This window comes from Lacticaseibacillus sp. 22, assembly GCF_055413445.1.
The window spans coordinates 62,153-81,436 of the sequence record NZ_JBVAYD010000008.1 but is presented as its reverse complement, the minus strand read 5'-3'; the positions used below and the strand labels follow the sequence as shown (position 1 = coordinate 81,436).

Sequence of the window (19,284 nt, the reverse complement as noted above, 5' to 3'; positions counted from 1 at the left end):
GAAAACAGCCATGATCGCCGGATCTGCTCATAGCAATCATGGCTGAGTTGGTGCCATCATGCAAGTCCTGTCCACCTCATTCTCAAGACATATCCGCTTGCAATTCCAAAATCGTATCGCGCAAAGAAGCTGCCTGCTCAAAGTCCAACTTTTTGGCCGCCGCCTGCATCTGTGAACGGAGGTTGGCAACCAGTTCTTTCTTATCTGCTTTACTCATATCTTCGTAATCAACTTCTGCAAAAGTCTTCTTGGCATCGGCTTTTTCGTCATCCGATTGCTCATAGGTTGAAATAGCCGCCCGGATCGGTTTAATAATCGTCTTGGGTTGGATGTGATGCTCTTCGTTAAACTTCTCTTGAATTGCCCGTCGCCGCCGAGTTTCATCAATCGCGGCTTTCATCGAATCCGTGACCTTGTCAGCGTACATAATGACTTTACCATGTTCATTACGCGATGCCCGGCCAATCGTCTGAATCAGCGAACGCTCTGCCCGCAAGAAGCCTTCCTTATCGGCATCCAGAATCGCAATTAATGATACTTCCGGTACATCAATCCCTTCACGCAAAAGGTTAATCCCGATCAATACATCAAACTTACCTAGCCGCAAATCACGAATAATCTGGGTTCGTTCAAGCGTCTTAATGTCACTATGCAAATAACGGACTTTAATTCCCATATCCTTAAGATAGTCGGTTAAATCTTCCGCCATTTTCTTGGTTAACGTTGTGATGAAGACTCGTTCATGCGCATCAATCCGCTTGTTGATCTCGCCAACCAGATCATCAATCTGGCCCATCACCGGACGCACTTCGATTTTAGGATCCAACAACCCGGTCGGCCGAATAATCTGTTCAGCAATATCTTCTTTAGGAACGCGACTCAGTTCATAAGGTCCTGGCGTTGCGCTCACATAAAGAATCCGTTTGACATGTTTTTCAAACTCATCAATCTTCAAAGGTCGATTGTCCAAGGCACTTGGCAGACGGAACCCATAATTAATCAACATCTGTTTCCGGGCCCGATCGCCATTATACATGCCTTTAACCTGTGGCATCGTAACGTGACTTTCATCAACCATAATCGTAAAGTCTTTCGGGAAAAAGTCGAGCAACGTATACGGCGGTTCTCCGGGTTTCCGACCATCCATGTGGCGCGAGTAATTTTCAATCCCACTGGTGAAGCCCATTTCGCGCATCATTTCAATATCATAATTAGTACGCTGCTCTAATCGTTGGGCTTCTAGAAGCTTATTTTCACCGCGCAAGACTTTTAAGCGATCCTCGAGTTCTGCAGAAATACTCTTAATTGCGCGTTCCATCTGTTCATCGCTCGTCATGAAATGAGTGGCCGGGAAAATGGCAACATGATCTCGCGTACCAATCACTTCACCCGTCAAAGCATCGACTTCGGTAATCCGATCAATTTCATCACCGAAAAATTCAACGCGGATGGCGTGATCATCACGACTGGCTGGGAAAATTTCCACCACATCTCCCCGTACCCGAAAACGACCGCGTTGAAAATCAATATCGTTACGATCAAACTGAATATCTACTAATTGCCGCAACAACGTATTTCGGTCAATGGTCATCCCAGTCCGCAACGATAACACATGGTTCTTATATTCATGCGGATCACCCAAACCAAAGATAGAAGATACCGAAGCAACGACAATCACGTCATTACGCTCAAGCAACGCACTGGTAGCGCTATGCCGCAATTTATCAATCTCATCATTAATGGCACTGTCTTTTTCAATATAAGTGTCCGTGCTAGGCACATAGGCTTCAGGTTGGTAATAATCGTAATAAGACACGAAGTACTCAACCGCGTTATGTGGGAAAAACTCCTTAAACTCACCATACAGCTGACCAGCCAACGTTTTATTATGCGATAAAATCAAAGTCGGTTTGTTCAAGTTGGCGATGATATTGCTCATCGTAAACGTCTTCCCGGTCCCGGTTGCACCTAACAGAATTTGCGCCTTTTTACCTTCTTCAAACCCCTTAGTCAGCTTAGCAATCGCCTGGGGCTGGTCCCCGGCTGGCTTATAAGGCGAAACCAAATCAAATTTACGATCAGCAATTCGTTCAATCATCGATGTACCTCCAAAGAAAAGTGAGCGTGAGCCAGCCCGGTTAGAAACCGGAGCATAAGCGGCCTTGGGCGTAATGACCGGTGTTTGGTCATTGCGACCAAGGTCCTTATGTGCAGGTTTCTGGCCCGGTGAACGCGTTATGGCGAGCGCTAACCGGCCAACGCAAAGCTCACAACCACACTAAAACCTTCTCATTAAAAAAGTTGGAACCGATAAGAAACGCATCCCAACTTTCATCCTGCATATTATAACATAGCGAACATACTTTCGCTACTTGCCAGTCTCATGTTCTGCCATGGTTTCTTTAGTCAATTTAGCCAGTTGATCCCGACTGGCGAACTTCTCATCCAGCATATCCGGTAATACTTCATCAAGAAAGTAGCGAACACTCGGACGATTCTTGAACTGCAAAATAGTACTTAAACTTTCCGAATAGATATCGAGAAAAACCTGCTCCGGATTGCCTTTTTCGATTTCCCCAAAACCTTCATACAGTAAATCAATCTTATCCGCAACGCTCAGGATCTGACCTTCGAGCGTTTCGTCTTTGCCTTCAGATAACCGCCGACGATAACGATCCTGAAAGTCGCGTGGAATTTCATTTTTGATGAAGTTTTCCGTCATGGTAGCCTCAACGTCAGCCAACATTTGCCGTAACGTTGGGGTTGCATATTTCACTGGCGTCTTAATATCACCGATGAAGCGCTCGGTATAATCATGATTGAGTGACTTCTCATAGAGCATCTGCCAATTAACCTTGTTTCCAGCTAACTCCTCAACATCGCCCAACATCTGCGCGATCTCCGCCACCTTGAAACTGTGAGCCGCCACCGAATGCTCCTGATACTTGAAAAAGCCCGGTGCCCGCCGCAGTGTTTCCAGATTGCTCAGTCCTTGGATAAATTGGTGCATGCCCATTTCGAAATGACCTCCTGATAGTTGTCGTGTCTGATCGTGAAATTTACTTAAATTGTTAAAAGACTACCACCATCAAGAAGCCATTGCAAGAAAATTCACAAAAAGAGAGCGTGAACCGGCGCTGTTAGAACCAATTAGAGCCCTGAAACATTTTCCACTCCAGGGTATCAGCCAATATCCCAAAAATGAATGCGAAGAACATTGATCAAAGCGCTAGACCAGCCACAACGACCCCCCCAGAAAAAGAAATCAGCAACGGAAACCGGAAACGCTCACTTTCCCGTATACTTCTAGCCCTGGCGCTATCTTTATTGTCACGGCTACTGCATTTAAGACAAATCAAAAATAGACCCCAAAGGCTTCCCTTTAGGATCGATCGGTTAAAATACACTTTTATCCGCGATTATCACATTGCATTCACTAGCACAACAGCAACCGCTGACCACGCGAATCGTTCATCTAAGCTTCCTTACGAAAAGCATCCAAAGCTTTCTCAAAGGCATCAAGCTTTTCTTGCGCCTTTGCATCCGTATCGGCTTTGGTGCCAACGTAGAACTTCACTTTCGGCTCTGTACCAGATGGCCGAATTGCAATCCAGGTACCATCAGCCAAAATATACTTCAGCACATTGCTGGATGGCATCGTCAGCTTTTCAACTGTGCCATCTGCAGACTTAGCTTCTTGGCTCAGGAAATCTTCAACTTTCGCGATCTTAACGCCAGCAAAATCATCTGGCTGTTCTTCACGGAATTTAGTCATCAGATTAGCCATCTGCTTAGGCCCATCAACGCCTTCAAAATCAACGCCAACGGTCTTTTCAGCGTAGTAGCCATACTTCTTGTACAGTTCCTGAACGCCATCCCAAAGTGTCTTTCCTTGTGACTGGTAGTAAGCAGCTACTTCGGCTAGCAAAACAGTTGACTGAATGGCATCCTTATCACGCACAAACGGTTTGATCAGGTAGCCATAGCTTTCTTCAAAGCCAAACAGGAATTCATGTTCGCCAGTCGCCTGGAAATGTTTGATCTGATCACCGATAAACTTGAAGCCGGTGAGCACATTGATCATGTCCACGCCATAATCTTTGGCAATAGCCGTTGCCAACTCAGTGGAAACAATCGACTTAACGACCGCACCGTTCTTTGGCAAGGTTCCGGCTTGTTTACGTGCTTCAAGAATATAATGCAATAGCACAGACGCAATTTGATTACCGGTCAACAACTGATAGTGATCGCCAACTTTAACCGCAGTTCCCAGCCGATCAGCATCGGGATCAGTGGCAATCAGGACATCGGCACCAATTTTCTTGCCGAGTTCAATTGGCAAATCAAAGACTTGGGCAAACTCAGGATTTGGGAATGGGGTTGTGGCAAATTCCGGATCAGCAACACTTTGTTTCGCAACCAACCGGAAGTTTTCAAATCCGGCATTACGCAAGACCATTTGTGCCGGAATCCGACCGGTACCATGTAACGGGCTATAAACCAGCGACATGTTCTTGCCAACCTTGTTGATCAAATCATGATTAATCGTAACCGTTGCGACTTCAGCATAATACGCTTCATCGACATCTTCACCAATTGGCTGCATCAAATCCTTAGCCCGCAACTCATGAACATTCAAGGCCTTGATGGCAAAAAGATCATCAGCCGACCGGGCATACTTGGTAATCTTGTCAGACTCTTCCGGTGGCATTTGACCGCCATCAGGGCCATAAATCTTATAGCCATTGTATTGTTTCGGGTTATGACTAGCCGTGATCATAATTCCGGCATATGTCTTCAGGTGACGGACAGCAAAACTCAGCTCCGGTGTTGGCCGCAGTTGATCAAAGACGTAACTCTTAATGCCATGAGCGCCGAGAACGCCTGCGCTTTGGTAGGCAAATTCCTGACTCATGTACCGAGAATCGTAACTAATAGCAACACCCCGAGCCTTAGTTTCGTCAGTCAAGGTATCCATAAACCGTGCCAAGCCTTCAGTCGCCTGCCGGACGGTATAAATATTCATGCGGCCGATCCCGGCACCAAGCACACCGCGCATGCCGGCAGTCCCAAATGCCATTGGTTCCGCAAACGCTTCTTCTTTGGTTGTTTCATCGTCTGCCATTTTCTTAAGGTCAGCTTTTAGCTCTGGATCAAGCGTTGGTTCATCTACCCATTGTTGATACGTATCACGATAACTCACGTGATCAGCTCCTATCTGTCTAAATTGATAATTTCGGGTACTACCCTTCCCTGTCCAATCATACTATAAGTGACCAACGCTGGGTTGAAAACGCGCTCAAATAAGAAAATTCTTTTACGATTTTTGCCATCATATTCGCAATAGCGTGGTATTTTTAAAAGCAAAAACGGTCCTAACAGATTTTCGTGTCTGCCAGAACCGTTCCTTGATCAAATTCAATTGGTGAATGGTCTTAAAAGACTCGTCAAAACTTAGGCTTTTACTTCAACACTGGTATCATTCAAACTCTGAATATAATTGAAGACGCCTTGGCCAGCGGTGCCGCCTTCTCCGACAGCAGTGGTAATCTGCCGTAAATCTTTGGCGCGAACATCGCCGATCGCAAAGATGCCAGGCACCTTGGTTCGCATGTGTTCATCCGTTGGAATCCAGCCATGATCGTCCAGAATTCCCAGATCCTGGAATGGCTCGGTCATTGGCATGATGCCGACGTAAATGAAGACACCGGCAACTGGCAAAACATGTTCCTCACCGGTTTCTTTATCACGATATTTGACGCCGGTAACTTTCATATCGTCGCCTTGGATTTCCTGAACCTGGGCATTCCAGACAAAATGCATCTTGTCGTTTGCAAAGGCTCGCTTTTGAATGATTTGTTGTGCCCGTAATTGGTCACGACGATGAATGACGGTGACCTTTTTGGCCATCTGCGTCAAATAAAGTCCTTCTTCAATGGCCGAGTCGCCGCCGCCAATGACTGCAAGTTCACGATCCTTAAAGAACGCACCATCGCAGACCGCGCAGTACGATACCCCTCGGCCACTGAAGGCTTCTTCGCCGGGTACACCGAGTTTTTTGTGTTCAGCGCCAGTCGCAATGACAATCGCTTTAGCTTCAAACTCGTCTTCATCGGTTTTGACCAACTTGGTAGCGCCGTGATTTTGGACACTGATCACGTTGCCGTACGCATATTCGGCACCAAATTGAGTTGCACCATCGTACATCTTCTGGCCAAGATCAGGCCCAAGGATAGACTTGTAACCCGGATAGTTTTCTACTTCGGCGGTATTGTTCATCTGACCGCCATAGACGCCGCGATCAAGCATTAACACTGATAAGTTGGCTCGGGAAGCATAAAGTGCTGCTGTCATGCCCCCTGGTCCGGCACCGATCACGATTACATCATATTTTTTTGCCATGGGCTGTCTCTCCTTTTGCCTTATTGCTTACAAATAGTAAGCTACATGTTCTAATATACAGGGTTTTATGGTTTTTGTAAACTGGCATTATCAAAATCAAATTCAGGTTTGCCGGTTCGCTTCATGAGATCGGTAATCACCGTTCGAATCGGCGCGTCTTCATACAAAACCTGATAAATCGCATCGGTGATCGGCATATCGACACCCAACTCACTTGCCATGTGGTGGGCAACTTTGGTGGTTGAAACACCTTCAACCACCATGCCCATATTTTTCAACACATCGGGAAGTTTCTCACCTTGGCCAAGGGCATTACCGGCACGCCAATTACGACTGTGAACCGATGTACAGGTGACGATCAAATCACCGACGCCGGATAAACCGATGAACGTCAACGGGTCTGCGCCTAACTTGACCCCAACCCGACTGATCTCTGCCAGGCCGCGAGTCATTAAAGCAGCTTTCGTATTATCGCCATATCCGAGACCATGCAACGCGCCAGCCCCGATTGCGATAACGTTTTTTAAAGCGGCTCCGATTTCAACTCCGATCACGTCAGTATTGGTGTACAACCGAAAATAGTCATTCATGAATAACCGCTGGACTTTTTTTGCCAGTGATAAGTCTGCCGATGCTGCTGTCAGCGTTGTGATATCATGAGTCGCTACATCTTCGGCATGACTTGGACCCGAAATCACCACGATGCCTTGAATGAGTTCTTTAGGAAGGACATCAGCTAAGACTTGTGAAATCCGCAGCTCACTGCCGCGTTCCAATCCCTTGGCTGCATGAACAATAATCGGCTGTTCACCACGACCACGATGAGCCTGCAGAATGGGTCTAATCTGTTCGGCAACACTGCGAATCGCATTGGTAGGCACAACGAAAAGAATCACATTGGCTTGATCTAATGCTTGGCCTAAATCAGCCGTGACATGCAGCGCATCATGTAAGGTAAATTCTGCACCTAAATAATGTTCATTTTTGCGGGTTTCTCGCATGGTCGCAACCTGTTTAGGATTATGACTCCATAAATCGACTTCGTGGCCATTTTCCGTTAACAAATTGGCTAACACGGTTCCCCATGAGCCCGCTCCTAAAACCGCTATTTTTGTCGGCACAAAATCACTCCTATTCAACCGCCTGCAGTGGATTACCGTCTAAGTACCACGCGACATCGCCACGCCGCCGTCGATACCAGATGAGCCCGGCCGCCACCACGAATAAAACAATCGACAAAAGCTGGGAAACACGCAAGCCTGGTATGACATATAACGAATCCGTCCGCATGCCTTCAACAAAGAACCGTCCAAAACTATACCACATGACATAACCCAAGACGATTTCCCCTTGCTTAAACCAGTGTTGGTGATGGCGAACCGTCATAATTAAAGCAAAACCAACGAGATTCCACATGCTTTCGTATAAGAAGGTTGGCTGGCGATAAGCACCACCGATATTCATTTGTTGAATAATGAATTCTGGCAGGTGCAAGCCACGCAAGTAAGCCAAACTGGTGATGGCACCATGGGCTTCTTGATTCATGAAATTACCCCACCGGCCAATTGCCTGGGCTAACATCACGGTTGGCGCCGCAATATCCAACACCAGCCAAACCGGCAGCCATTTGACGCGACAATAAATCGCAAAAACAATCACACTGGCAATCAAAGCGCCGTATATGGCAATCCCGCCATGCCAAATTGCGATGATTTCACTTGGATGAGCCGCGTAATAAGACCATTCAAAAGCAACGTAATAAAGGCGTGCACCGATTAACGCAAATGGCAACGCCCATAAAATCAGATTTAAAATATGATCTTCTTTAATACCGCGTTTTGGTGCTTCCTTCATTGCCAGATAAACCGCCAGTAAAACGGCACTGGCGATAATAATCCCGTACCAGTGAACTTCCAGCCCACCCAACTGAAAAGCAATTGGATTGAGTGTTAATAACAAGTTATTTTTCCTCCGAACTCTTCTGGTCGTTCGCTTCGTTATGTTCGATCAGATGATTTAAATTCTTTTCAAATGTTTTAGTGGCATCATAGCCCATCGATTTGGCGCGGAAATTCATCGCGGCCACTTCGATGATAATGGCTAAGTTACGACCAACCTTGACCGGAATCGTAATTTTGGGAACCGGCACGTCAAAGATCATTTGCGTCTGTTCGCCAGAGCCCAGGCGATCGAAGGTTTTGTCTGGTGTCCAATTCTCCAAGTGCACAATCAGCGAAATGGTGGTGTCTTCACGAACCGCACCGGCACCAAAGAGATTCATGACATCAATGATACCCAATCCGCGAATCTCCAACAAGTGGGATAAAATCGGCGGTGCAGCTCCGACAACCGTTTGTTCATCTTGCTGATAAACATCCACCCGATCATCAGCAATGAGCCGATGACCACGCTGAACCAATTCCAAGGCTGTTTCGGATTTTCCCACCCCGGAATCGCCAGTAATGAGCACGCCCAGACCGTAAATATCAACCAAGACGCCATGCATGCTGCGACGTTCAGCTAGTTGGCTGTCTAAGTATTCGGTGATCAAGCTTGACAGCCTGGTGGTCGGCAACCGTGATCCTAATACCGGAATATGTGCGGCAGTGGCTGCCGTGATCATTTCTGCCGGTGGCTGCAATCCTCGCGAAACCAGAAAAGCCGGTGTATCTTCTGTTGCCATCCGTTTCAGAATTAATAAACGCTCTTCTGAAGACATATTACGAGCAAATGAAATCTCCGTCCGCCCGAAAAGTTGAATCCGTTCATGTGGATAATAATTAAAGTAACCCGTTAACTCAAGGCCGGGACGCGAAATATCACTCAAAACGACTTGCCGGGCATCAAGATATTCCGAGCCGCTGTATACCTCAAGCTTTGTCGCTTTGACAAGTTGCCGTACTGTCACGCTGTCTGCCATGAAGTCCACCTTTCTTTCGCCGTATTTGCTTTATTTTACCATAACTCGCCAGCCCTCATAGCAGCTCGCCCCAAAACATTCGCCTAATTCTGAAACGATGGCGTTTAATATGTCAATGGTGAAAATGGGCATTTTCCACGCACTTATCCACTACCCAATCTTTTAGACAAAATAAAATCGACCTTAAAGACAGGAAACATCTTTAAGACCGATTTATTTTTACATAACGCTAATCTCGTGACGTACTCTTTTATCGTTAAACTGACTTAATGCTTGCCGACAAAGATCATATTCAAAACGGATATGATGATGGCAAGTACCATCGTTGACCCGAAACTGCTGAAAACAATTCCGGGAACGAACCATGTCATCATACTTAACATCAGCCCATTGAGCACAATCAGAAACAACCCTAGTGTCAAAATCGTAATCGGAATGGACAAAACGACCAGAATCGGCCGCAACAAGCCATTGAGAACCCCTAAAACGAGTGCCCCGACAACGGCAACACCAAAGCTCGCAACGAACAACTGACCAGGAAACACCTGCGCATAAATCAGGAAGACAGCTGTCGTTATAACTGCGCGTTTGATGAAGTTCATGATTAGAAATCGCTCCAATCATCATCACGTGATTCGGTCACATGCGTTGCGTTTTTTCGCGGACGAGACGTGCTCTGATCACGATAAGGGTGGCGCGGACCTTGCCGTTTCTCATGATCATGGCGTGAGAACAGCCAAACCGCTAACACCACTAACAAGGCGGGAACGATTAACAGTTTTAGCAAGAAAATACCGATTGCAAACACGGCCACCAGTACCAGGCCAACGATGAAGAACATAATTGGAATTATTAGAAAAGGCATAAGCGATCCCCTCAGTCATTTGAATCTTTTAATTGAATGTTGCCACTTGTTGTATTGAGTTTCAACTCGCTGTTGCCGGTTCCGGGCCGGTCTAACTCAAAACGCTTGAGTCCTTTGGCTGGCTCCGCAACGTTGCTAAGTCGGCTCTTAATGCTGCCAAAATGGGTACGGGCTTCACCTTTCAGTGCAATAGATGCCGGAACCGCCACTTTCACATTGCCATTCATGGAAGTCCCTTCAATTTTGGTAAAGTCCGTGTGATAAGTGGCTCGAACCGTCCCATTGACCGTCTTTAATGCTGCTGTTGCCGGATCGGCATCGACTGAAACATCACCGTTAACAGTCGTCAACAATAAGTCATGGGTATGGCTGCCTTGAACCTTAATCGATCCATTGACGCCTTCGCTTTCAATCATCACACCGTCCACATTGGTAAAATTCATTTGCCCATTGGTGCTCTTAACATAAAAGTCTTTACCATTCACACCGGTTAAATCCGCACTGCCATTCAACAAACGAACTGACACGTGGTCGTAAGTGCGCTTTGGCAACGAAATGACCAGATCAGCCTGGACGCGCTTATTTGGCACCTGGAAGCTAAAATGATCGTCGGTAACATCAATGCGGCTACGATCTTTAAAAGCTTCAAACGGTGAATCGGCATCCATCTTTCCGTATAACTTAATCGCTGCTTCGACTTGAATTCCCGGCTGATCCCAAGTCTTAAACTTCACATCACCGTTGGCCACTTTGACATCCAGAATCGTCGCCTGACTGTCTGGAAACTTGAAAACATGTTCAAATTTTTCAGTCGCCAACCCGGGAACCGTTACAGTAACATTCTTCCAGTCAACATTATCCAGGACATTGTTGACAGTGTCCTTAACGAAACCGCCTAGTTGTGACGTGGCATCCCCGATATTCTTGCCAAACTCCGAAAAGACATCACGAGCATCTTTTTGCCAGTCATCGTTGAAGATTTTGTCACTGATCTTTTGGCGTTCAAGATCATGCTTTTGACGCCGCAACGTTGCCAGGTTGGCCTTCATGGTTTCAACCTGTCCCTTTAGCTCGGCTAACTGATCGTTAAGTTTCTGATTCTCTTGCTTCAATTCCCCGCGCTTTTGATATTTTTCCGGGGAAAGTGCTTCGAGATCTTCCATTGTGTCTAAAACAATAATTTGTTCGTTATTCGCTTCAATTTGCTTACCGATGCTTGTCACTTGCGCCGTCGCAGCATCCAAGGCACCAGCGGCTTCGGCAATTTCGGTGTTAAGCTCTGTCAATGCAGCATCCGTATCTTTATTAGCTTCTTGTTGTTCCTGCGTTGATTGATCATCGGTTTCGGTCTGTTCCGAATGAGCTTCGGGAGCAGTATCATCGGCCGGGCTGCCGGCTTGCGTACCTTGCTGTTTTGCGAGGTTTTCCAAAAGCACCAGCGCCTCTTCGCTTGAAATGACGCCTTTTTTAACGAGGTCTAAAATTCTTTCGCGTTCATTCATGGGTTATCCCTCCAGGATTTGATTACATGATTAGTATGCACGGAATTTGGCCAAGGCGCATAGGTCCAAAGGTTGATTTTTAAACAGGTCGTAAGGCGGACACGCGCAACTTAGTGATCATCTCGACACCTCACTGCTTTCTAAAAAGGTGGAATGAACGAGGGTGTGACATCACTCCATTTCAGAATTCGCTACTCACCAAATTCGAATATCATCGCTAGAAAATAAGTCAAATAGTCCCGTGTCGCGCCAAACGCCGCAATCGTCAAGGCTCATTTGTACTCATATGAATAAGCCAAGGGACTGAGGCATAATTCTATCTCAGGATGTGATGCGCACTAAAATCCGAATACTATGACTGAGAAAGTAACTCAAGTAATTCCGGGCCGTGCCAAACTACGCAATCTCCGGCCAGATGGGGTGGCGACGCGAAGCTAGAGCGGAGACGGCGCTTGGAGCCTGCAAGCCCCGGCAGTCTCCAAGTCGCCTAACAACATCAGCGGGGTATACTCCTTCTAAGGTAGACAGGTAAATAATTAAAACCCGTTTACTTGGAAGGAGTTTTCTTATGGGCCGAAAAGGTTCACGTTACACATTGAAGGAGAAGCTCTTTTACATTGGTCTTGTTGCAGGAGGGATGACTGCTGGAGCAGTCCAAAAGAAGTATGGCATCGACCATGCTCAGATCACCCAATGGGTTGACAGATATGAAGCGGAGGGGGAAGCGGGCCTAAAGCCCAGAGATTCTCATACGCGCTACACGGAAGAGTTCAAGCTAGAAGTGATTAAGGCTTTTCTCGAAAGAAAAGCTTCATCCCCTGCTCTTGCACGACAGTACGGTATTCCTAACCATGGTGTGATTTATCAATGGGTTTCCCTGTATACTAGTGGTAAATCTTTAGCCACCACTAACAGGAGGGGTACACCCGTGAAAGACGGTCGGGACACAAGCCAAGCTGAACGCATTGAGATAGCCGAATGGACGATTGCCAACAATAAAAATTACATTGAAGCCACCAAACGCTTCAAGGTCTCTTATGGTCAGGTTTATTCGTGGGTCAAGAAATATGTACAGGGCGGACCAGACGCGTTGCTTGATCGCCGTGGTAAAGACAAGGAAGACAACGGACAGCTGACTGAAATGGAAAAGAAGGACCTAGAGATCAAACGACTCAAGGCCCGGCTTAAATACGTCTCAACGGAGGCCGCCATATTAAAAAAACTCCAGGAAATCGAAAGGATGGATGCCCAACAGAAGAAAAATATCGTACCGTGGAGGCGCTCGCCAAAGAAATAAATCTCGATACTAAGCAGCCTTATGGCATCAGCTTTGCCTGTCAATTTTTAGAGATTTCAAGAGCTGCTTTCTATAAATGGCGCAACCGTAAGCCATCGGTCCACGCCCAGGAAAACAAAGAAATTGCTCAGTATATCAAGTCTTTGGAAGAAGATAATCACTACATCTTTGGCGTCCGTCGATTAGTAATTTATATCAACCGCGAGACACGATTCCATGTCGGTGCGACCCGGGTCAGAAACATCATGCATAAAAATCATATCGTGGCCGCCATTCGTGTTGCTAAACGGGATCGAAAAGCCGAGAAAAAAGAATACTGCTTTGCCAATAAGTTACTGACTAACGATGCTGGTCATGACTTCTCTCCAGAGCGTCCGAACATGGTTTGGGTGACAGACTGTAGTGAGTTGACCTATGGTGATCGAATGCAGTATAGACTGCGTCTAAGTGCCGTTAAGGACTTGTTCGATCACAGTATCGTGGCTTGGCGCGTATCACCAACAGAAACGACTCTATTGGTCACCAATACGGTTGAGGCCGCACTGAAGAATACTGGTAGACTCAAACCCGATATACTGCACAGTGATCAAGGCTCTGCCTATACGTCACGGGGCTACAATATGAAATTGGTCGGGCTGGGGATCACCCACAGTATGTCTCGACCAGGCACCCCAGGTGACAATAGTCCAATGGAAAGCTTCTGGAGCCACATGAAGACAGAATTCTTCAGGTTCGAACATGCTCTGTCAGAGTTAGAGATGGTGCAATTGATTCAGCGCTGCGTTGATTGGTACAACAATAAACGACGTCAGGAAACACTAAACGGCATGACTCCGCTGGAATATCGGAATCATGCCGTGAAAGAAATCGCATAGCAATTTTAATTATTTGACTTGTCTACTTGACGCGAAGCAGCCCCGCGACAAAAACCGGTCGCTGTGTTGTTCCACGGCTGAGCCCCATCTAGCCTACGATTGCTCCGCTTTGGCACTGGAATCGTTAAAGCTCATTTATACTAATATGAAGAAGCCAAAAAGCGTACCATTTCTTAAAAAATCGAGAAATGGTACGCTTATATTTTGAAACAATGAATGATGCCCCAGCCTCGTTCAAAAAAGTCTCCAGGATCTAGAACTTGTCTTCAATTGCGTTTGAGTTTAATTCGGTAATCTTACCGGTCTTTAAGTAGACAATCCATTCACAAATGTTGGTTACATAGTCGCCGATTCGTTCAAGATAGGACGAAACCAGCATATAGTCCATTGATCCGACAACGGTTTCGGGGTTTTCCTGCATCTGGCGGATACACTCTTTGTAAATCCGCGATGAAAAGTCATTGATACCGTGATCTTCCAAGGCAATTTTACGTGCACGGGCTGAATCTTCCTTCACATAGGCATCCAGCACCTGTTCAACCATCTCTTTTACCGCGTCTGCCATCCCGGCAATATCAGCTTCGATTTGCGGTACCCGGGTTTCACCTTTAACTCGAATAGTAGACTTAGCAATTGAAACGGCATGATCCCCCATCCGCTCCAGATCGGAACTTGCCTTCATCACCGTGACAATCACCCGAAGATCGGTCGTCACCGGCTGCTGCAAGGCAATCAATTCGAAGCTGCGTTTTTCCAAATCAACTTCACGCTCGTTAATGTGTTTGTCTTCGTGGATCACTTCGCGGGCTAAAGCCTTGTCATGATTGATGAAGGCTTTCACGGACTTATAGATGGCCTCATTAACCATCATTCCCATTTCCGAAAAACGTACATGAAGATCGTTCAATTCGTCAACAAAAAGTCGTCGCATACTACCCCTCCTAGCCGAAGCGTCCAGTGATATAGTCTTCGGTTTCCTTTTCTTTTGGATTTAAAAACATTTGTTTCGTGTCAGCGAATTCGATCAGGTTGCCTGTCAGGAAAAAGGCGGTTTTATCGGAAATTCGGGATGCTTGATGCATGCTATGCGTCACCAGAATGATCGTGTATTGATCACGCAACTCGAGTAACATGTTTTCGATTTGCGTGCTGGAAATCGGATCCAAGGCACTCGTCGGCTCGTCTAACAAAACAACATCAGGTTTGACTGCCAATACCCGCGCGATGCAAACCCGCTGCTGTTGGCCACCTGAAAGCGATAATGCACTGTCATGCAGATGATCCTTCACTTCATCCCAGATGGCGGCCTGCTTGAGACTGGTTTCCACCGCTTCATCCAAAATGCTTTTATCTTTAACCCCTGCCAAACGCAATCCATAAATCACGTTTTCGTAAATGGAGAAAGGAAACGGATTGGGTTGTTGGAAGACCATGCCCACTTGCTTACGTAATTGAACCACATCTTCACTAGGCGCATAGATATTCTGACCGCGTAAACTGATGGTTCCTGTAATCGTCACTCCCGGAATCAGATCATTCATCCGATTCAACGTTCGTAAATACGTAGACTTACCACAGCCAGAAGGTCCGATTAAAGCTGTGATCTCATGTTCGTTAAAATCCAGATTAATCCCTTTTAGCGCTTCAAACTTACCATAAAAAAGATGAACATCTGAACTTGTAATGATTTTTTGTGCTTCAGCCATGGGAACCTCCTAGCCGAAATGTCCGGAAACATAATCGTTGGTTGCTTTAATCTTGGGACGCGTGAAGATTTTACGGGTTTCATCATACTCAAGCGCTGCTCCACTATAAAAGAACGCCGTGTAGTCACTAATCCGGGCCGCCTGTTGCATGTTATGCGTCACGATGATAATCGTATACTTATCTTTTAATGACAACAAGGTATCTTCAACTGCCGATGTCGAAATCGGATCCAAGGCACTGGCCGGCTCATCCAAAAGTAAAATATCCGGTTTCATGGCAATCGCCCGTGCAATGCATAACCGTTGTGCCTGGCCACCGGAAAGCGACATACCGCTTTGATTAAGATCGTCTTTAACTTGATCCCACAAGGCAGCCTGTTTCAAACTGGTTTCAACAATTTCGTCCAGTTTCTTTTTGTCCTTGATACCAAACCGACGCAGTGCAAAAGCAATATTGTCGTAAATCGACTTGGCAAATGGATTAGGCCGTTGAAATACCATTCCAATGTGTTTGCGCATCTCATAAACATCGACCGCATCACTATTGATGTCAATATTCCGGTACATGATTTTACCGGTGACTCGCGCACTTTCAATATTATCGTTCATTCGATTGAGTGAGCGCAAGTATGTCGACTTCCCGGAGCCACTTGAACCGATCAATGCAGTGATTTTATAGCGTTCAAACGGCAGCGAAACGCCATGAATGGCTTCATTATCACCATAAAAGACATGCAGATCTTCCGTTTCAAGCGCAATTTCCTGCTTTTCGCGATCAAATGGTCGAATATAAGTGTCATCTAATGAATACTTTTCCAGTTCTTGCATCCTCTGCCTCCACGTATTATCGCGATTATCATACCGGGTAAGCCTCATTGATACTAGAAGCCTAACCCGTTTAAGCCGCCGTCATCTTTTTAAATAGTCGATTGCCTAAATAGCGGGCGCCAACGTTGAAGACCAAAACGGCGATCACAAGTACGGCACTAGCTCCGGCAGAAACAGCAACGGCATCAGGTTGAATGCCTTCAGAGTTGATTTTCCAAATATGCACCGCCAACGTTTCGGCCGGTCGAAATGGATTTAAGGGACTCGCAATGTTAGCCGGATTCCAGTTGGTGAAATCCAGCGCCGGGGCACTTTGACCAGCAGTGTAAATTAGCGCCGCCGCCTCGCCAAAAACCCGTCCGGCACCTAGAATCATCCCGGTAATAATCCCCGGCAATGCCTCAGGGATGACAACATGTAAAACCGTCTCCCAGCGCGATAGGCCAAGCGCTAAGCCGGCCTCACGCTGTTCAAAGCCAACGCCGCGTAATGAATCTTCAACATTTCGCGTCAGCAACGGGAGGTTGAAGACGGTCAATGCCAAGGCCCCGGATAAAATCGAGAACCCGAATTTGAATTGTAAAACGAAAATCAGAAAACCGAACAGTCCAACAACCACAGACGGTAAGGAACTTAGAATTTCAATCGAAGTCCGAATAACATCCGTCAACCAATTCTTTTTGGCATACTCGCTGAGGTAAATGCCTGCCCCTAACGAAATCGGTGTTGAAATCAGCATCGCAAGGACTAAAAGATAAAACGAATTGAACAATTGAATACCAATGCCGCCTCCAGCTTCAAAGCTTTGTGCTGGACTCGTGAGAAAATGCCAGGAAATATGCGGTACCCCTTTAAAAAGAATGTACCCGAGGAGACTGGCCAAAATAACAATGATAATCCCTGAAACAATGTACAGAACCGTTGTGGCAATTTTATCAACAACTTTTGGATTCATTTGTTCAGCTCCCCTTTCTTCCCGATCCAACGAATCAACAGGTTAAAGGCTAATGACATCAGCAACAGCAGCAATGCCAAAGACCATAAAGCGTTATTTTCCAGCGAACCCATGACTGTATTACCAATCCCGCTCGTCAAAACAGAAGTCAACGTCGAAGCTGGCGAAACAAGGTTCTTTGGCAACAAAGCCGCATTCCCAATGACCATTTGAACCGCCAACGCTTCACCAAAAGCGCGCGCCATCCCAAAAACAATACCGGTCAAAATGCCGGGAATTGCCGCACGCAGCACCACGCGATAAGTCGTCTGCCACCGAGTAGCACCTAGCGCCAACGAAGCCTCGCGATAATGGCGCGGGACAGCTTTTAACGCATCGACGGTCATGGATGTTACAGTCGGCAGGATCATGACAAACAAAACAAAAGTCCCGGCTAAGATCCCAAAGCCAGTACCGCCAAAGATATGGCGAATGAAAGGTACAATGACGGACAAGCCGATGAAGCCATAAACCACAGATGGAATCCCGACGAGCAGCTCAATAACCGGCTGTAGCACTTTTTGCCCCCACTTGTGGGAAATCTCGGTCATGAAAATGCCTGCGCCAACTGCAAATGGCGTTGCAACGATTGCCGATAAAAAAGTCACGCCGAAAGACCCGACAATCATCGGTAAAGCGCCAACTTCCGGATTTCCATGGGCATCTTTAATTGATGGGTTCCACACACTCTTACTCAAAAACGACCATAAATTAATCTTATTTTGAAAGAATGTTGCTAATCCTTTTGAGGCGACAAAGAAAAATATTGCCACCACTACAAGTACAATCAGACTGATACAAATCAGACTGATCGTTTTGCCGCGTCGCTCTAACTTTGATGAGCGCGATTTTTTTAGCATCGCTTCTCGAATTGGATCCATCATAACCTCCTAAAACCTCACCGCAACTAGCCATCGTCCTGGCCGCATCTGCCTTCATTGATCTGCTAGGTTGCCTGAACCTAACTGCCCACACTGACTTGCTTCATCAATTCGTAAGCCGAAAAAGCTTTTAGACGCTGGACTCGTTTACGGACGACTAATCTGGCCACTGGCATTACGCACCACTTTCATTTTAGTCATCGGAATGTAGCCCATTTTTTGGACCAGTTTCTTCTGAATGGCCGGTGACATCATGTAAGTCAAAAATCGTTTGGTCAAACCACTTGGCCGACCTTTTGTATACATATGTTCGTACGACCAGATATGCCAGCGATTCGTTGCCACGTTACTATCAGTTGGTGCAACGCCGTCTACAGACAAGCTGCGGACGGTTTTATCAACGTAAGAAAAGGCAACGTAAGAAATTGCCCCTGGCGTACTGCCAACGATTTGTCGCACCATCCCGGTGGAATCCTGTTCCTGAGCGGCAATCGGTTGCTTGCCTTCAAGCGCCCATTTTTCAAAAGTCGCGCGGGTCCCCGAACCTTGTGCGCGGTTGACAAGGACAATCGGCACATTCTTGCCACCTAACTGTTTCCAGTTGGTGATCTGACCCAGAAAGATCTGTTGCAACTGCGTCATCGACACATTTTTCACACCGACTTTGGGATTAACAATCGGCGCAATCCCGACAACAGCCACTTTATGGTCCACCAAGGCGTTGGCTTTAATGCCCGGTTTTTCTTCAGCAAAAAGATCCGAATTACCGATATCAACCGCCCCTTGCTGGATCTGGCTTAATCCGGTACCGCTCCCGCCACCTTGGACGTTGATAAACACGCCGAGATGTTCCGTCTGATATTGTTCGCCCGCCGCTTCAACCAAAGGCTGCAAGGCACTTGATCCAACTGCGGTGATTGATTCACCCGACTGTTTCGAACTATGACTGCTGCCACATGCACTTGCTAACAGCGCCAAAAATACGATCGAAAACAGGGTCACAATTTTTTTCAC

18 protein-coding genes are annotated in these 19,284 nt (G+C 46.5%); 2 read left to right on the top strand and 16 right to left on the bottom strand.

Annotated features, from left to right (window positions below):
* Nucleotides 1-82 precede the first annotated feature (82 nt).
* The 10 genes from uvrB to liaX form a co-directional block, all read right to left on the bottom strand.
* Nucleotides 83-2,098 carry an excinuclease ABC subunit UvrB gene (uvrB, locus tag ACWP87_RS05845; RefSeq protein WP_005688715.1) on the bottom strand — a complete coding sequence of 672 codons (2,016 nt, stop codon included), beginning with the start codon at nucleotides 2,096-2,098 and terminating at the stop codon, nucleotides 83-85.
* Between the two features lie 270 nt (nucleotides 2,099-2,368).
* Nucleotides 2,369-3,016, bottom strand: coding sequence for a YfbR-like 5'-deoxynucleotidase (locus tag ACWP87_RS05840; protein ID WP_014569368.1), 648 nt, complete (start codon nucleotides 3,014-3,016; stop codon nucleotides 2,369-2,371).
* Nucleotides 3,017-3,475: 459 nt separating this feature from the next.
* Nucleotides 3,476-5,203 (bottom strand): phospho-sugar mutase, encoded by a 1,728-nt coding sequence (locus ACWP87_RS05835; RefSeq protein ID WP_014569367.1) that lies wholly within the window; start codon nucleotides 5,201-5,203, stop codon nucleotides 3,476-3,478.
* A 251-nt stretch (nucleotides 5,204-5,454) separates the two neighbouring features.
* Nucleotides 5,455-6,402, bottom strand: coding sequence for a thioredoxin-disulfide reductase (gene trxB / locus ACWP87_RS05830; RefSeq protein WP_005684511.1), 948 nt, complete (start codon nucleotides 6,400-6,402; stop codon nucleotides 5,455-5,457).
* Between the two features lie 65 nt (nucleotides 6,403-6,467).
* Nucleotides 6,468-7,523, bottom strand: coding sequence for an NAD(P)H-dependent glycerol-3-phosphate dehydrogenase (locus ACWP87_RS05825; protein WP_014569366.1), 1,056 nt, complete (start codon nucleotides 7,521-7,523; stop codon nucleotides 6,468-6,470).
* Nucleotides 7,524-7,533: 10 nt separating this feature from the next.
* Complete coding sequence (lgt, locus tag ACWP87_RS05820; RefSeq protein WP_014569365.1) at nucleotides 7,534-8,361, bottom strand: prolipoprotein diacylglyceryl transferase; 828 nt, start codon at nucleotides 8,359-8,361, stop codon at nucleotides 7,534-7,536.
* A 1-nt stretch (nucleotide 8,362) separates the two neighbouring features.
* Nucleotides 8,363-9,322 carry an HPr(Ser) kinase/phosphatase gene (gene hprK, locus ACWP87_RS05815; RefSeq protein WP_005684508.1) on the bottom strand — a complete coding sequence of 320 codons (960 nt, stop codon included), beginning with the start codon at nucleotides 9,320-9,322 and terminating at the stop codon, nucleotides 8,363-8,365.
* Nucleotides 9,323-9,588: 266 nt separating this feature from the next.
* Nucleotides 9,589-9,924: a phage holin family protein gene (locus ACWP87_RS05810; RefSeq protein ID WP_005684507.1), complete on the bottom strand. Its 336-nt coding sequence runs from the start codon at nucleotides 9,922-9,924 to the stop codon at nucleotides 9,589-9,591.
* Between the two features lie 2 nt (nucleotides 9,925-9,926).
* Nucleotides 9,927-10,187 (bottom strand): hypothetical protein, encoded by a 261-nt coding sequence (locus ACWP87_RS05805; RefSeq protein WP_005688700.1) that lies wholly within the window; start codon nucleotides 10,185-10,187, stop codon nucleotides 9,927-9,929.
* Nucleotides 10,188-10,198: 11 nt separating this feature from the next.
* Nucleotides 10,199-11,689: a daptomycin-sensing surface protein LiaX gene (gene liaX, locus ACWP87_RS05800; RefSeq protein ID WP_014569364.1), complete on the bottom strand. Its 1,491-nt coding sequence runs from the start codon at nucleotides 11,687-11,689 to the stop codon at nucleotides 10,199-10,201.
* A gap of 568 nt (nucleotides 11,690-12,257) precedes the next feature.
* Here liaX and ACWP87_RS05795 point away from each other — a divergent pair.
* Entirely contained in the window at nucleotides 12,258-12,986 is a 729-nt protein-coding gene (locus ACWP87_RS05795; protein ID WP_014569363.1) for a helix-turn-helix domain-containing protein, read from the top strand.
* A complete protein-coding gene (locus tag ACWP87_RS05790) occupies nucleotides 12,983-13,861 on the top strand; it encodes an IS3 family transposase (RefSeq protein WP_048653158.1) in 879 nt (292 codons plus the stop codon). The genes ACWP87_RS05795 and ACWP87_RS05790 overlap by 4 nt, the downstream gene beginning before the upstream one ends.
* Nucleotides 13,862-14,114: 253 nt before the next feature.
* Here the strand turns inward: ACWP87_RS05790 and phoU are convergent, their stop codons facing one another.
* From phoU to ACWP87_RS05760, 6 genes are all read right to left on the bottom strand, one after another.
* Nucleotides 14,115-14,792 carry a phosphate signaling complex protein PhoU gene (gene phoU, locus ACWP87_RS05785; RefSeq protein ID WP_005684502.1) on the bottom strand — a complete coding sequence of 226 codons (678 nt, stop codon included), beginning with the start codon at nucleotides 14,790-14,792 and terminating at the stop codon, nucleotides 14,115-14,117.
* Nucleotides 14,793-14,802: 10 nt separating this feature from the next.
* Nucleotides 14,803-15,567: a phosphate ABC transporter ATP-binding protein PstB gene (gene pstB / locus ACWP87_RS05780; RefSeq protein WP_005684501.1), complete on the bottom strand. Its 765-nt coding sequence runs from the start codon at nucleotides 15,565-15,567 to the stop codon at nucleotides 14,803-14,805.
* Between the two features lie 9 nt (nucleotides 15,568-15,576).
* The gene (gene pstB / locus ACWP87_RS05775) at nucleotides 15,577-16,395 is read right to left on the bottom strand and encodes a phosphate ABC transporter ATP-binding protein PstB (RefSeq protein ID WP_005713669.1); all 819 of its coding nucleotides are present in this window, start codon (nucleotides 16,393-16,395) and stop codon (nucleotides 15,577-15,579) included.
* A gap of 70 nt (nucleotides 16,396-16,465) precedes the next feature.
* The gene (gene pstA, locus ACWP87_RS05770; protein ID WP_005684499.1) at nucleotides 16,466-17,350 is read right to left on the bottom strand and encodes a phosphate ABC transporter permease PstA; all 885 of its coding nucleotides are present in this window, start codon (nucleotides 17,348-17,350) and stop codon (nucleotides 16,466-16,468) included.
* On the bottom strand, nucleotides 17,347-18,270 hold the full coding sequence (pstC, locus tag ACWP87_RS05765; RefSeq protein WP_005684497.1) for a phosphate ABC transporter permease subunit PstC: 924 nt from the start codon (nucleotides 18,268-18,270) through the stop codon (nucleotides 17,347-17,349). Before pstC ends, pstA begins: the two co-directional genes overlap by 4 nt.
* 147 nt (nucleotides 18,271-18,417) lie before the next feature.
* Nucleotides 18,418-19,284 (bottom strand): phosphate ABC transporter substrate-binding protein PstS family protein, encoded by an 867-nt coding sequence (locus ACWP87_RS05760; RefSeq protein ID WP_005684496.1) that lies wholly within the window; start codon nucleotides 19,282-19,284, stop codon nucleotides 18,418-18,420.